General features: G+C 44.0%; 10 protein-coding genes. All 10 read left to right on the top strand.

Going from position 1 to position 15557, the window contains the following annotated elements:
- Positions 1-41 precede the first annotated feature (41 nt).
- Complete coding sequence (gene cdaA / locus NSS79_RS30395) at positions 42-872, top strand: diadenylate cyclase CdaA (RefSeq protein ID WP_038596954.1); 831 nt, start codon at positions 42-44, stop codon at positions 870-872.
- Positions 865-2319, top strand: a complete 1455-nt coding sequence (locus tag NSS79_RS30390; RefSeq protein WP_342437319.1) for a CdaR family protein — start codon at positions 865-867, stop codon at positions 2317-2319. Before cdaA ends, NSS79_RS30390 begins: the two co-directional genes overlap by 8 nt.
- A gap of 110 nt (positions 2320-2429) precedes the next feature.
- On the top strand, positions 2430-3770 hold the full coding sequence (gene glmM, locus NSS79_RS30385) for a phosphoglucosamine mutase (protein WP_342437318.1): 1341 nt from the start codon (positions 2430-2432) through the stop codon (positions 3768-3770).
- A 632-nt stretch (positions 3771-4402) separates the two neighbouring features.
- On the top strand, positions 4403-6235 hold the full coding sequence (gene glmS / locus NSS79_RS30380) for a glutamine--fructose-6-phosphate transaminase (isomerizing) (RefSeq protein WP_342437317.1): 1833 nt from the start codon (positions 4403-4405) through the stop codon (positions 6233-6235).
- A gap of 267 nt (positions 6236-6502) precedes the next feature.
- Complete coding sequence (locus NSS79_RS30375; protein WP_342437316.1) at positions 6503-7327, top strand: TnsA endonuclease N-terminal domain-containing protein; 825 nt, start codon at positions 6503-6505, stop codon at positions 7325-7327.
- A 5-nt stretch (positions 7328-7332) separates the two neighbouring features.
- The gene (locus NSS79_RS30370) at positions 7333-9531 is read left to right on the top strand and encodes a Mu transposase C-terminal domain-containing protein (protein WP_342437315.1); all 2199 of its coding nucleotides are present in this window, start codon (positions 7333-7335) and stop codon (positions 9529-9531) included.
- The gene (locus NSS79_RS30365; protein WP_342437314.1) at positions 9524-11194 is read left to right on the top strand and encodes an ATP-binding protein; all 1671 of its coding nucleotides are present in this window, start codon (positions 9524-9526) and stop codon (positions 11192-11194) included. Before NSS79_RS30370 ends, NSS79_RS30365 begins: the two co-directional genes overlap by 8 nt.
- 12 nt (positions 11195-11206) lie before the next feature.
- Positions 11207-12973, top strand: coding sequence for a TnsD family Tn7-like transposition protein (locus tag NSS79_RS30360; protein WP_342437313.1), 1767 nt, complete (start codon positions 11207-11209; stop codon positions 12971-12973).
- The gene (locus NSS79_RS30355) at positions 12961-14568 is read left to right on the top strand and encodes a Tn7-like element transposition protein TnsE (RefSeq protein ID WP_342437312.1); all 1608 of its coding nucleotides are present in this window, start codon (positions 12961-12963) and stop codon (positions 14566-14568) included. Before NSS79_RS30360 ends, NSS79_RS30355 begins: the two co-directional genes overlap by 13 nt.
- 181 nt (positions 14569-14749) lie before the next feature.
- On the top strand, positions 14750-15550 hold the full coding sequence (locus tag NSS79_RS30350; RefSeq protein ID WP_342437311.1) for a hypothetical protein: 801 nt from the start codon (positions 14750-14752) through the stop codon (positions 15548-15550).
- The last annotated feature ends 7 nt before the right edge of the window (positions 15551-15557 follow it).

Raw genomic sequence — 15557 nt, 5'->3', positions numbered from 1 at the left:
ACATAAACCCAGCTAATATGAAATGACGGGGGTTTTAGGCAATGAGTTATTTTACTGACCTTACATGGAAAGAGTCCATTAAAGATATAATCGATATTCTGATTGTCAGTTATATTATTTATAAAGTGCTCAATATGGTTCGCGGAACGCGGGCGGTTCAACTCCTGAAGGGGATATTGGTGCTGGTTATTATTTGGGCGCTGAGCACCCTGCTGGATTTGTATACCCTGAAATGGCTGATGAATCAGATTTATACCTTTGGGATCTTTGCGATCTTTATTATCTTTCAGCCTGAACTGCGAAGGGGACTGGAGCAGCTTGGACGGGGCAAATTTTTTGGACGAACCTCGGAGAATGATGAGGAAGTCAGTAAATTAATCGGTGAAGTCATTAAAGCCATGAATTATTTATCCCAGCGAAAGATAGGGGCCTTAATTGTCTTCGAAAGGGCGACTGGACTTAATGAATTTACTGAATCCGGCATTCCGATGCGTTCTGTTGTCAGCTCTGAGCTGCTGATCAATATTTTCATTCCCAACACCCCGCTGCATGACGGTGCGCTGATTATGCAGGATGGTCAAATCGCTGCCGCAGCTTGTTATTTGCCGTTGTCGGAGAATCCGTTCATCAGCAAGGAGCTGGGGACACGTCACAGGGCGGCCATTGGGATCAGCGAAGTCGCGGATTCTGTGTCTGTTGTGGTCTCCGAAGAGACCGGGCAAATTTCGCTGGCGATTAACGGGCAAATTGTGAGGGACATTAAGGAAGAATCGCTCATCTCGAAGCTGCACCAGGAGCTTAGTGCGACTTCCCCGCTGAAGGAGAAAAGTTCTGCTTTCTGGAAACGGAGAGGGGGCAAGAGCAATGGATAAGTGGATGAAGAACAATAACTTCAACAAAATTCTTGCGCTTGTCTTCGGTGTGATTTTATGGACCATTGTACATGTGGATACGGAGCCTACGAACCAGACTACGGTTAATACTGAATCGAAAATCATTGAGAATGTTAAGATAGCGAGAAGCGGATTTGATGACGAAAAGTATATCTACACCATGGACGTTGACAGCGTAAGGCTGGAGGTTCGGGGCAAAAGATCCGACCTTAACTTTAAGTTGTCGGATGCCTATAAGGTTTCGGTGGATTTAAGCGGATTACAGCCGGGGGATACAACGCTGCCGCTAAACTATTCGCTGCCCAGCGGGGTGCTGTATGAATCCATGGAGCCTAAACAAGTGAATGTGCATGTGGAACTGCGGACTACAAAGTCATTTCCGGTCACAATAAGTACGAAGGGCGAGCCGGCGGCGGGCTATCAGGTCGGCACCCCGGTGATTCAGCCGGAGACGGCTGAGGTTACGCTGGCTGACAGCGAGCTGAGCAGGGTGGCTAAGGTGCAGGGGATCATCGAGCTGGATGGCGAAAGTGAAACCTTCAAAGAGAAGAAACTAAAGTTGTATGCCTATGACAGCAGCGGCAAGGAAATAGAAGATGCAGTGATCGAGCCTGCTTCCGTATCCGTGGAACTGCCGATCACCCTGCCTTTCAAAAGCTTGCCGCTGGATATTAGCTTCAGCGGTCAGCTTCCCGGCTCCCTCGTCGTATCCAGGGTAACTCCTGAGGTCGATGCGGTGAATGTGTTTGGGAACAAGGAGGTGCTGGCAGGGCTGTCCTCCTATGAGGCGACCCTGGATTTAAGTTCTATCACTTCTGCGGGTACACAGCAGCTGCCACTGGAGCTTAAGCCTCCTGAGGGAGCCACGAAGGTCGATCCGGGAACGGTAAAGGTGTCGGTGACGACCGCAGAAATTGCCCAGCGGACGATTGAGGCGGTTCCCATTAAGCTGCAAGGGGTGGCCAACGGACTTACAGCCCTGATGACGGATCCGTCCAGCAAAACTGTGTCACTGACTGTATCCGGGGCACCTACCCTGCTGGATCAACTGGATCAGGACAATATCAGTGTGGTCGCTGATGTCGGCGGTTATGCCGCCGGTGTTCATCAGATAACCCTTCAGGTCTCACTGCCAAGGTTCATCTCGCTGGTGAATTCCGCTCAGCCGCTTACAGCAACAGTGGATCTGCAAGTACCTTCAACGCCAGAAAGTTCGGAGGCGCCAGCTACCGAGACGGCAGTCACCCCTGAGCCGAGTTCTGAGCCCGCTGCCGGTGAAGAAATTACTGCCGAGCCCTCCCCCTCTCACAACGGCGATAGTGCAGCCACGCCCACACCGTCCCCGACTGAGAGTACGGCAGAGAGCAGCAGTATCCCCACTGGCAACGGGAACAGCAATAATGCCGGAAGCACAGGCGGAACGTAACTTTTTAAACTGGAATACGTCTATTTAGATGTATTTTGGTACACGGAATAATTAAACTTTCATACAATAATTTATTAAGCTAAAGCAGCGTAATCAAAGGAGAAATAAAGATGGGTAAGTATTTCGGAACAGATGGTGTACGCGGAGTTGCAAACCGGGAATTAACAGCAGAAATGGCCTACAGTATTGGCCGCTGCGGAGGGTATGTGCTTGCGGGTAACGTAGAGAAGCCTAAGGTAGTCATAGGGATGGATACACGGATTTCCGGTCCATTGCTGGAATCGGCGCTTGTAGCCGGCCTGTTGTCCATTGGGGCCCATGTTATACGTCTGGGTGTAGTGAGTACACCTGCTGTTGCATATATTACAAGATTGCTTAAGGCCGATGCGGGCGTCATGATCTCTGCGTCACATAATCCGGTGGAGGATAACGGCATTAAATTTTTTGGCGGAGACGGCTTCAAGCTGACTGACGAGACGGAACTGCGGATTGAAGAACTGATGGATGCGGAGAAGGATGAGCTGCCCCGTCCTGTTGGATCTGGCTTAGGTACAGTTACGGTAGATAACGATGCTAAATATCTTTATCTGGAATATTTGAAGACAACCATTTCCCAAAGCTTCAAAGGAATCAAAGTGGTGCTTGATTGCGCTCACGGTGCAGCGTATGAGCTGGCCCCGCGGCTATTCAGAGAGCTTGGCGCCGAGGTCATTGCCATTGGAGCAGAGCCTGACGGGCTGAACATTAATGATGGCTTCGGTTCCACCCACCCTGAAACCTTGCGTGAGGAAGTACTGCGCCAAGGTGCGGATTTAGGACTTGCCTTTGACGGGGATGCTGACCGCCTGATTGCCATCGACGAGAAGGGCGACGAGGTTGACGGTGACTTTATCCTTTGCATCTGCGGAGATGCCATGAACCGTGCAGGTAAGCTGAAGGATGGAACTATTGTCTCTACAGTAATGAGTAATATCGGTTTCTACAAAGCGACTGAGAAATTATCGCTGAATACAGCCAAGACGGCTGTCGGCGACCGTTATGTGATGGAAGAAATGCGCCGCGGAGGATACAACCTGGGCGGAGAGCAGTCCGGACATGTCATTTTCCTCGACTATAATACAACCGGAGACGGTATTCTCACGGCGATTCAGCTGGTGGATACGATGAAGGCCTCAGGGAAGAAGCTGAGTGCGCTGAAATCAATGATGACCAAATATCCGCAGGTGCTTGTGAATGTACGTGTGCAGGATAAGACCAACTACCCTAATAATCCGGCAATTGAAGCGGCGATTAATGAGGTAGAAGGCAAGCTTGGCGATAATGGCCGTGTGCTGGTACGTCCTTCCGGAACCGAACCGCTTATCCGTGTAATGGCGGAAGGACCGGATAAGGCTGAACTGGATCTTTTTGTCGGTCAGATTGTTGATGTAGTACAGCGCGAATTGGTCTAATTTGTTATTTCTACTGGCAGCCGGTGGATGCAATCGACAGATTTATTCACCGGCTTCCTGATCAATATATCCAGTTTGTTGAAGCGTTCCAAAAGGTTTCACGAGTTATAGCATTGCCAAAGTGATGTAAGGTGCATATAATGATTAAGTGTCATTCCAGAAGGAAAGCGGGGATAGTAAGGTTACAGCAATAGCAAGCGCCAGAGCTTGATCTTGCGCGGGGGAGAAGGGAAAGCCTGCAAGATGCCAATCAGGGCAAGGCTTGAACGGATCACGGCAGATGTAAGCTGACGAGGTGGAGGCGTTCGAAATGTTCGGCGGGGACCTCCCGGTGATGCACCAGAGCCGTAAATGGAAGCGGAAAATGAGCGGGCGACCACTCTTACAACGCGACTATGGGTGCAAATTAGAAATGTTATTTCATGGGTATGTGCGATCTGGAAAGTAAACAGAGGTCTGCTGCGGCAGAGGAGAAGACTGTGCATTTCATGAACACCTAGCAGGTGACAGGTTTATTTTGTTGGACTTATGACTACAACAGAATATTTGCTTTTTCTCAAGTAACATGCCGCACGGCACGTTTCTTTCCTTATGCCGCCCACATTACGATAAAATGGACGGGGGAAAATATAATGTGTGGTATTGTAGGATATATTGGTAATCAGAATTCGCAGGGGATCTTGGTTGAAGGATTGAAGAAGTTGGAGTACCGTGGTTATGATTCGGCAGGTATTGCCGTATTTACCAAGGAAGGACTGCAGGTCGTGAAGGCTCAGGGCCGTATGGCAAACCTGGAGTCGAGACTTGAAACCACTCCGCTGACAGGGAGTGCCGGAATCGGGCACACCCGCTGGGCGACTCATGGTAAACCTTCTGATGAGAACTCCCATCCTCACACCGATGAAAGCCAGAAGTTCTCGGTAGTTCACAATGGGATTGTCGAAAACTACCTGGACCTTAAAGAAGAGCTGATTGCCGGCGGATGCCACTTCACTTCCGAAACAGATACAGAGGTTATTTCCCACCTGATCGCCCGTGAATATGAAGGAGATATCGTAAAAGCTGTTCAAAAAGCGATCACTTTCATGCGCGGTGCGTTTGCACTGGGTGTTCTGACTGAATATGAGCCGGATAAATTGGTAGCTGTGCGTCAAGCCAGCCCGCTGATTATCGGCCTTGGCGAAGGCGAAAACTTTATCGGATCTGATATTCCGGCACTGCTGGAATACACCCGCAACGTATATATTTTGAACGACGGCGAAATGGCTGTATTAACACGGGATGCTGTCGAACTGATGACGATTGAAGGCAACTTTATTTCTCGGGAAATGATTACTGTCGATTGGGATGCAGTTACCGCAGAAAAAGGCGGTTATGAGCATTTCATGCTGAAAGAAATTCACGAGCAGCCTAAGGCTTACCGCGACACTATGCGCGGCCGTATGAATGCCGAAGGCAACAAGGTTATTTTGCCGGAATTGAACCTGACCGTTGAGCAAATCAAGAATATCCGCAACATCCAGATCGTTGCTTGCGGTACAGCCTACAATGCGGGGCTGGTTGGACGTAGCCTGATTGAATCCCTGGTTCGTATCCCAGTAGAGAATGATATCGCATCAGAATACCGTTACCGTTCACCAATCGTAACACCGGAAACACTGGTCATCGTAGTCAGCCAATCCGGTGAGACTGCTGATACACTGGCTGCTTTGCGTGAAGGTCAAGCAAACGGTGCGCATGTACTGGCAATCACCAACGTAGTGGGCAGCTCCATCGCCCGTGAAGCCAATGACGTGCTTGTGACACTGGCTGGACCGGAAATCGCTGTAGCGTCCACTAAGGCATATACTTCGCAGATTATCGCGTTCACTTTGCTTGGTCTGTATCTGGCTGAAGTACGCGAAACACAAAGCGAAGCACAGGTTGCCGAGATTCTCGCCGCTATGCAGGCACTGCCTGAGCAAGTGGAAGAAATTCTGGCACAGAAAGAAGCCATCAAAACCTATGCTGAGCAAATCTCCGAGCACAAACACCTGTTCTTCATCGGCCGCGGCGTAGACTATGCGGTAGCTCAGGAAGGCTCGCTGAAGCTGAAAGAAATCTCCTACATTCACTCCGAAGCTTATGCTGCGGGTGAGCTGAAGCATGGTACCCTGGCACTGATCGAAGAAGGCGTTCCAGTCATTGCCTTGGCCACCCAGGAATCCGTTCTGGAGAAAACCGTCAGCAACATCAAAGAAGTGAAAGCCCGCGGCGCAGACGTGCTGGCAATCACTCATGAAGAGCATGTAACCGACCTGCTGAGATCGGTAGATCAGGCATTCGTGATTCCTAAGACCCTGCCGCTGCTGACATCTGCTTTGTCCGTAGTAACACTGCAATTGCTGGCTTACTACGCTTCGCTGGCCCTGGGCCACGATGTGGATAAACCACGTAACCTGGCGAAGAGCGTTACGGTGGAGTAATAGAGGGTTTGATAAGAATTCTTTGTGTCAGAAGAAAATAAAGTATTAGACTGAAAAATAAAGTATTAGACTCGAAAAATAAAGTATTAGACTGAGAAAATAAAGTTGTAGACTGGGAAAATAAAGTATTAGACTGACGGATTCGGTAATACTACTACTAGAAGCTCTTCAACTGTCTACAGAACTGACATCCAGAATATACAACATGACTCTAATTGAGGCTGCCTTCGGGCAGTCTCATTTTTTTTGATTAAGGGGTGATTCATAATGGCCAAGCGAAAACGGGAAGTCACTGAAGCGAAAATTGATCGTTTTATTAAAGAAGGAAGAGGTCAAGGAACAGGCAAAGACTATATTCCCTGGCTTCGGGTTCAAGATGTTCCCTCGGAAGGCAGAGCCACTCGTGGGGTGGGCTGGACAACTGGCCGAAGACATGAGCTTCTTTCTGATATTGAACGTGACTACTGCTATTTGCTAGATTACTCAAATGATGTATCGGATATTCGTGAGCAGTTCCCTCTTCTCCCCTTGGAAGAAACAAAATTGATAGCTGAAAGAATAGGTGTGAAACATCCTGCTGATCCCAAAACGGGCGTTGCTATTGTGATGACGACTGATTTTATAGTTACCTACAAAGATAAGCAATATGCCAGAACGGTAAAACCATTTTCTGAATTGGAAAATGAACGCACGATTGCAAAATTTGAAATAGAGCGAGTTTATTGGGCAGAACGCCATGTGGATTGGGGAGTTATTACCGACCTGGACTTGCCTGATATTCTGATTAGAAATATTGAGTGGGTACACAAAGAATATGACAATGAAGATGTTGCTGAATTAGGTATTTTCGTTATTCAAAATCTACAGAAGATACTTTCCGAGCGTTTAAGTTCTGGAGAAAACATAGCAAGAGGTTGCTCCACCTGCGATGAACAACTCGGATTAGAGATAGGAACGTCATTAGCTCTGTTTCGTCACTTTATAGCCCGGAAAATGTGGTCTGTAAATATGAATGAAAGAATTATCCCATCGCATCCTGCGAAGGATTTCATGATAAATGTAACAGAAGAGAAATTAGCAAAAGGCGGGTGAATACATTGCAATTACTTTATGAAAATATGGTTGTGGAATGGAAATCTTCTGATTCCGAAGAACGTTGTGTTGAACGTATTTTGTGGATGTCACCTGCCGATGATCTGCTCTGTTGCATTGTAATGGGAGATGAAAAAGCTTTCCCTAATATGAGAACCTACTCTGAATATACTGCGGCTTTTAAGGCGGATTTGCTAAAGCAAGTTGATTGGATCAATGATAACATTCCCTTGTTAGATTCTGATATAAATAGTGAACATTTACTTATTCGTGATAAATCATGGGACGCGATTAAAGATATTGTAAAAGATGAACCGGATTGCTTCGAAAAGGGATTTAGAGGGTTGAAGATCAGGGAAGTACAAGCAAGAACAGGAATACATAAAAGTACCATTTATCGCTATCTGCGCAGATATTGGCAAGGTGGCAAGATGAAAAATGCTCTATTACCCCATTTTAATAATTGCGGAAATGTTGGGAACGACAGAGCAGCTAAAGAGAGTAAACGAGGCCGCCCGAGGAAATTTGAGGATGAACCTGTAGGTATTAATATCGATGAAGAAATCAAACAGTTGCTGCGATCAGGAATTCGGCTATTTTATAACAATAAAGACAAATCTCCTCTTAAGCATGCTTATCAGAAGACACTAGAAAAATTCTTTGCGTCCGGATTCAGGCAAGAGGGACAAGCGTTTATCCCGGTTCTTCCACCTCCAGATAAGCTGCCTACTTTCGGACAATACAAATATTGGTTCAACAAAGAAATGAATTTGGAAGATACGATTACAAGCAGGCATGGAAAAAAGAGGTTCTCACTAGATTACCGCCCCATTCTTGGCAGTTCCACTTACGAAAGTTTTGGTCCAGGTTCCCGTTTTCAAATTGATGCTACTGTAGCAGATGTATATTTGGTCAGCGAATATCGCCGGGAATGGATTATCGGGAGACCTATTATCTACATTGTGATAGACGTGTTTAGTCGATATATTGCAGGGGTTTACATCGGTCTAGAAGGACCAAGCTGGGTTGGTGCGATGATGGCATTAGCAAATACCACAACAGATAAAGTGAATTACTGTGCACAATATGGTATTAATATTGATCCAGAAGACTGGCTGAGCAGCCACTTGCCGCAAAAACTAACAGCTGACCGTGGAGAACTTGAAGGAACCAGGCCAAGCCAGCTTATTGATGTTCTGGGCGTAGATGTCGAGAACGCTCCTCCCTATCGAGCAGATTGGAAAGGGATCGTGGAGCAGCAGTTCCGACTAGCGAACCTGCGAAGTATACGATTTATCCCAGGTGCAATTAAAGAACGCTTTAGAGAGCGTGGAGAACGGGATTATCGCCTGGATGCAAAATTGACTCTTCGTGAATTTACTCAGATTATGATTCATAACATTCTTTATCATAATAATGATCATCATATGCGGTGGTACGACCGTAATGAGTTTATGGTGGCTGATGAGGTATTGCCTATCCCGAGAGAAATATGGAACTGGGGGATAGTTAATCGAAATGGACGCCTTAAAAAGCAGCCAGATCATATCGTAAAGCTAAACCTAATGCTTCAAGGTGAAGCGACTGTTACTGCTTCTGGCATTCAGTTCAAAGGTGTACATTACGGATCGGACCTGGCGATGCGGGAGCAGTGGTTTGTAAAGGCAAGGGCGGGTAAAACGTGGCGGGTTAAAGTATGCTTCGACCCCCGCTCGACTAATGAGATATATTTATGGCTGGATAACGGCCATCGATTCGAAACATGTACCCTGCTAGAACGTGAAGAAAGATACTTTAATAAAAGATTTGAGGAAGTTGAAGATTTATTAGAGATAGAGAGATATCAAGGGCGGCATCAGGATGTGAATAACATGCTCTCCAAAATTGAGCTTGATGCGCAAACGAAGGCGATTGTCGAAATGGCAGCGAAGAAGACAAATGAAGCCATTAAGCAAAGCGAAGAAAGTAACAATCAGCGTGTGAAAGGAACAAGGCAGCGTCGCACTACCGAAAGAATGGCTAATCGTGAACATGAGGCTTTTCAGTTATCGGAACAAGCTGAAGCCCAGAAAGGCTCAAGTAATAATGTAGTACCGCTAAAAAGTGATGAAACTGCTGACAAGAAACAAGCATACATTCCCCCAGCTGATAATCTCTCGAAGATAAAAGCCTATTTGCATGAAGAGGATGATGAAGATGAGTGAATTTGATGTTCCATTATTTCAATTCAGTCGTGGTAACTTCATGGAGGCAGATTATCAAGATCCATTACTGGAGGACTATCGAAATAACCCATTGTTAGAGGCACTTCCACCGATATGGGATGATAAAACGGTTGTTAATAAATTGGCTTCAAAGCCTATCTTCCATGCTTCAGAGCGTGATTTGCCGATTCATCTCCGATTACACTGTATTCAGCGAATCTCGCGTGATTTTTTCAGGCCTTTAACCAGGCATTTAGAGTTACAGCAGAGCATCTCCAGACTAATTAGAGATGGCTATGTAGGACGTAATCCTCTCACTCCTAATTATGCCTTTAGAGCTCGTAAGGATGCCTATGAGCTGATTATGCAGGGTAATACAACCGGGTATCCAGTCAATACACCAACCTCAGCTGGTTTTGCTTTAGTTGGAATTTCGGGGATTGGTAAATCCAGTAGTCTATTGCGTATTCTACAAATGTATCCGCAAGTAATATTGCACCGGAAGTATCAAGGTCAAGATATGCCTGCGCCCTATCAGATAGTCTGGCTAAAGATGGATTGCCCGCATGATGGTTCGATAAGAGGATTATGTCTTAACTTTCTTCTGGCTGTAGATAGTTTGGTTGGAACAAGATATTACAAGAAGAATTCAACAAGGAATCCGGACGAGTTATTGCCTATAATGGCACAGGCTGCGGCCGTACATTGCCTTGGGGTGCTCGTCATAGATGAAATTCAAAATTTGCAGGAAGCTAAAGATGACCGCGCAGCACAAATGCTCAATTTCTTTGTTCAATTAGTTAACACAATTGGCTTGCCGGTAATCCTTGTTGGAACCTATAAAGCTCTTCCTGCCTTGAACGGAGAGTTTCGAAATGCCCGGCGCAATAGTGGTCAGGGGGATGCCACTTGGCATCACTTCAAGAAAGATGATGAATGGGAGTGGCTATTACAAGGTCTTTGGAAATACCAATGGACAGACATCCAGGCTGCATTAAACCCGGAATTTATTGATGTGATGTATGACGAGTCTCAGGGGATTTCGGATATTGCTATTAAACTGTTCATGCTGACACAATGGAGAGCCTTAGATAAAGGAATTAAGCAAATTACACCGGAATTAATTCGTTCTGTAGCCAAAGACCGATTAACCTTGATACGGCCTGCGTTGGAGGCTTTACGCTCTGGGAAAAAAGTGCAGATTCAAAAGTTTGCCGACATTTACGACAGTGTTTCTATCGATGACTACCTGGATCGAATAGAAGCCGAACAACGGCAAGCTGAGCGCTTGGAAGTGATCCGGACAGAACTTGGTTACGACATTGCGGAACAGACTGTGAATGAGTTAAGTGCATGGCTTGTAGATGCCGGCTTTGAGTCTTCTATTGCTCTTAGTTCATCGAAAGAAGTAACACAGAAATATATGCAAGAGGCAGATACGGTGGATCTTCACAAGGAAGCATTGAGACTAGTGTTGTTGAAGCAAAGAGCAGCCTCAAATAAGTCGTCAGAGCCAAGTAGAAAGAACAAGCCTAAAGTGTTGCCCACAGAGCCAAATGACTTACGAGTAATTACTGCCCAAGGAAAGAAACACCAGAAATCAAACTACGATGCGCTTAAAGTAGCTGGGTATATTAAAAATCCTTTGGAGTTCCTCGGATAAGGTTGTGTGTTGATGAATAGACGATGCGAATTGCCAATTCCGTATCCGGACGAACTTCTGTATAGTATCGTTGCCCGTTATCATCTTAGATCAAACAACAGCAGTCCCAAATGGACACTCAGAGATACATTCGGGACTGAAAATGTTATTGCAACGATTGACCTGCCTAGCCATATAGGTGAACTTTCTCGTAGAAATATTGTTAAGGATATACCGGTTGATCATTGGATTGATGAGCATACATTCTATCCGTTCTACGCACCATTTATGCCAAGGGATCGAGCCCTACTATTGCGTAAATTAATGGAGAGTGAGGATGGCTCAGGAATACATACACTGGTCGGAATTACAGCCAGCACATTTGATCGGGATAACAAACTACACTTCTGTCCTTCTTGTTTTGACGAAGATGTTCAACAATACGGTGAGCCCTTTTGGCATAGAATCCATCAACTCCCTGGTGTATGGGTTTGCCCCAAACACGGGGATATTCTTCATCAAATGACTTATCCAGTTTCGGAACGACATGGTCTTACTGTTCTTCCTATTTCGAGAAGGATGTTCCACTCAATACCTGTTTTAGAGAACATATCTTATAAGACTTTTGAACGCTTATTAGCCATTGCAAAGGATGTTCAAACGCTCCTTCAGATGAAAGAAGAACGAGGATTATATAATTCTAAATCCTTGTTGCTGTCACGCTTGTCTGAACTAGGTCTTTTGACTCCAGCTGAAAGAATAAGACAAAAGGAATTAAGAGAACGATTCATCACGTTCTATGGGTATGATCTGCTAGACAAACTTGAAAGTATCCCAAAACAGGATGACCACACTTGGTTGGCAAGTGCTACAAGATCAATGAGATATACAGTTCATCCTTTACGCCAGATACTCCTCATACACTTTCTATATGGTTCATTTAAAGCTTTTATCGAGCAATCGTTGGAAGTCCATAGTCCATTCGGTAAAAGCCCCTGGCCCTGCTTAAATAAGGCATCAGAGCACTATAAGGAGGCTATCATACAGAGTTGTGTGGTCACTCGCTGCTCTGATACTGGGCGACCTGTTGGAACATTTGTATGCGAATGTGGATACTCCTATTCAAGACGTGGGCCGGATCAGAATGAAGAGGATAAATTTCATAAAGGTAGAGTTAAGTCTTTTGGAGCTATCTGGTTAAGCAAGCTTCACGAATGTCTGCATGCAGGTCTCTCCTGTCGTTCAACAGCAAGAGCGCTTGGCGTGGATACAAATACGGTTATTAAATATTCTACTTTTGCAGTTATGGAACAAAGAAGCAAATTGAAAGTGAATCGGATAAAGAAGATTACATCGTCAAAATCACTGCATTCTAAGGAAGGCAAAAAGGCACGTGTTAATTGGGAAAAGCGCGATTTGGAACTGAGTTATCAGATTGAGGATGTATGTAAGGAATTACTTGCGAGTAATAATAAACCGGTTAGAATCCGTGTTTCAGTAGTTGGTAAGCGAATTGGGAAACTAAGCATGCTCGAAAAGCATAAAGATAAGTTGCCAATAACGATAGGCATTTTGAACAACTATCTCGAATCAACTGCTCAGTTTCAGTGTAGACGGGTGCGTTGGGCTGCTGAACAAATGTGGGGTGAATGGCCATTGAAAAAGTGGAAACTTGTAAAGAAGGCTGGACTTCGACCAGGCTATCTTGAAGCTGTTGAAAATGAAATTAACCGATGTATTGGTAGTAACTCGGATATAGCCCCTCTTTCGACTACTGAGGTGATACAATGGCATCATTAACTCTGAGACCTACATTATCTGGAAATCAGGAGGCTGAACTATTTTGGTTTGGCTCTCCGCATATGGATTACCATGGAAATTGGAAGATCAAAGTTGCTTTCCGAACGGCAACCATGAGTACAGAAATTGTCTCATATCCATGGGGTACCATCCCTAATTTACGTATTGGACAGTTATATATGGATGGGAAATATGATCCGGTGAAACCCATAAGTGGATCGCCTTATCGCTTATCTATTAGTAATTTCAATCAAGGTATCGTAACCAATGGATTTAAACTGCCTAAACGTCTAATTGATTTTGGGAATAACCCTGAACTCGGATTGCAGAACATTATTCAATTTAAAGCAGATCGGCTTACATATTGTATTCCGGTCATTGAATTTATTCGAGCAATGTTTATAAATTCAAGAAATTTAGCAATTCAATTACTTCAGCCACATGGATTAGAGCTTCTTGTAGATAGAAGTGAAGTTAACGATGAAACGTTGTATTTTGACATGAGTAAACGTGTCCCACAGAGATTAGCTACAGAAAGTAATGCGCAGCATATGTCATGGATATATAGTGATGTCAGAGTAAGAGCTATGTGGGACTCTGTACATCAGCATATCTTCAGTCAGGCAATCAAGAGTTCTCCGCAGAATCCCAACGCTGCTCTAAAGAAAGGAGTTCCTTTAAATGTGGACTTACCTAATCTTGGGCCTATTGAGATGTATGTACGTGGAGAAAAAGTTTTTGATTATATTCTGGTAAAAGAGATTATTGGGTTCAGTGGATTTAGGCATCCGCATAAGAATATCATTTTTTGGCATCCATCAAAAAAACAGATTGAAACCGGAAACGGGGATAAACATGTGCGTTTAACCTCAAAGCACGATAATGATGAGTACATATTGAATGATGACAGCAAGGATGCAAAAGAGGATAACAATCAAGATGTATTAGAAGCCCCACCTACTTTTATGCGGTTCTCCAACTCTCCAGTAGTGACGACTAGAAAGCAAAATAAAAAACGTTCAAATACAGGAAGTGACACTATATTTACAACTGGCAGAGGCGGGAAGAACTCAGGTCCATTAGAAGAAGTAAGCACACAGGATTCTGCTGTTGGCGGTGATACGCCTCCTATTGATTTTCAGACACTTGAAACGATACCTATGACTGAGGCTTGGGGTCTGGAACCATTCTTTGAAATGATTCAAGCACTTAAGGAAACAATGTCCGCTAAGATCAACTTATCTGTATTAAGAATTCCCCATGGGAAGCGCTTCTCTACTTGCCCTAATGGATCACGCCGTACATGTGCTGTTGTTCAGGTTGTAAGTGTAACTTCTACAGCATATATCATTGAGGTGGCGAGACCGGATAACTGGTCAATCTCTACACTGATTCTTAAGCCTAATCAGGAGTTATCACTTAAGAAAATCGAGCAAAACATCAAGTTACTTCTTGAAGGTTTGATTGAAAAAAGCGGGCATTGGGATCAGTATGTTCTTGATCGTTGTAATGGAATGGAGATTGAGAAGGTTAAGCATTATGGAAATGATACCATTAAAGAGTGGGCAATCAGGATTTACAAAAAAATAACTTGAGAGTAATGCTTTTGAATGGATAAGAATTCTTATTGTTTTTATTGAATTTGATAAATCTTATCTGAAATTGCATATAGTGAAGGGATATTGTGAATAAACTAATAAGAGAAGACATTTTATTGACACTGAGCCGTTACATCGATAAACTTGGATTATCGATGTAACCTAGGGGGTGGAAAAATTGAGAATGTATCCTCTTTACGAATTCCCGCAAAGTCTGACTCAACTGACTCAACTATTGCACCTGATTGAAAAGGTGCAACCCATAAATAAGATTGAGGCAGTTTCTTTAGTTGAGAAGCTATACGGTAAAAGGAATTCAAGATCAGAAATAACAATTCGAAATCTTAGAGATTTAGGTGTTTTGTCTGGATACAAAAATATTATGCTCTCTTCAGAGACTCAATTATATTTAGATATGAATAAAAATTTAAGTCAGTTGCTATTGTTTTTTATATATAAGAAGAATGACCTTTTTAGATTATGTAACGATCTATACACAATTAAGGATTTTATGGAATTAGATAACCCGGAATTACTAAATGCATTGTATTCAATTGGATACCAACGTGAAAAGTTGGCTACGGGAAGAGAAAAAATTTACGCTATCAAACGTTTAGTGAGTTGTTGTATTGATATTAATTTCCAGGGTTTAAATCCATTTGAGAGTTATCTTCTTTATCGCGAATTTATTAAAGCATTACAAGAGAGTTACTTTGATTTAAGTCATGGAAATTTCGGAGAAGCCATAGCAATAACCTCAATGCGAGATTATATGATAAAGAAGCAACAGTGCTCTTCGACTGAGCAATTCCAAAAATTCATTCAATCTCTATATTCCGATATTATCCTTTCTAGAAATGTTTCCTTTACTACTGCAAATGTAGAATTTGCAGGGTTAGGATATCATGAGATAAATGGTACTAACTATTATTTTATAAAATTGTTAAGTCATATTACTGAAGAGGATACTTTATTTTAATGGGGGC

Origin of the sequence: Paenibacillus sp. FSL L8-0436, assembly GCF_038593025.1 — a bacterium.
Classification (GTDB): Bacteria; Bacillota; Bacilli; order Paenibacillales; family Paenibacillaceae; genus Paenibacillus_AQ.
The sequence above is the reverse complement of the archived record's forward strand: the minus strand, read 5'-3'. Positions and strand labels throughout refer to the sequence as shown.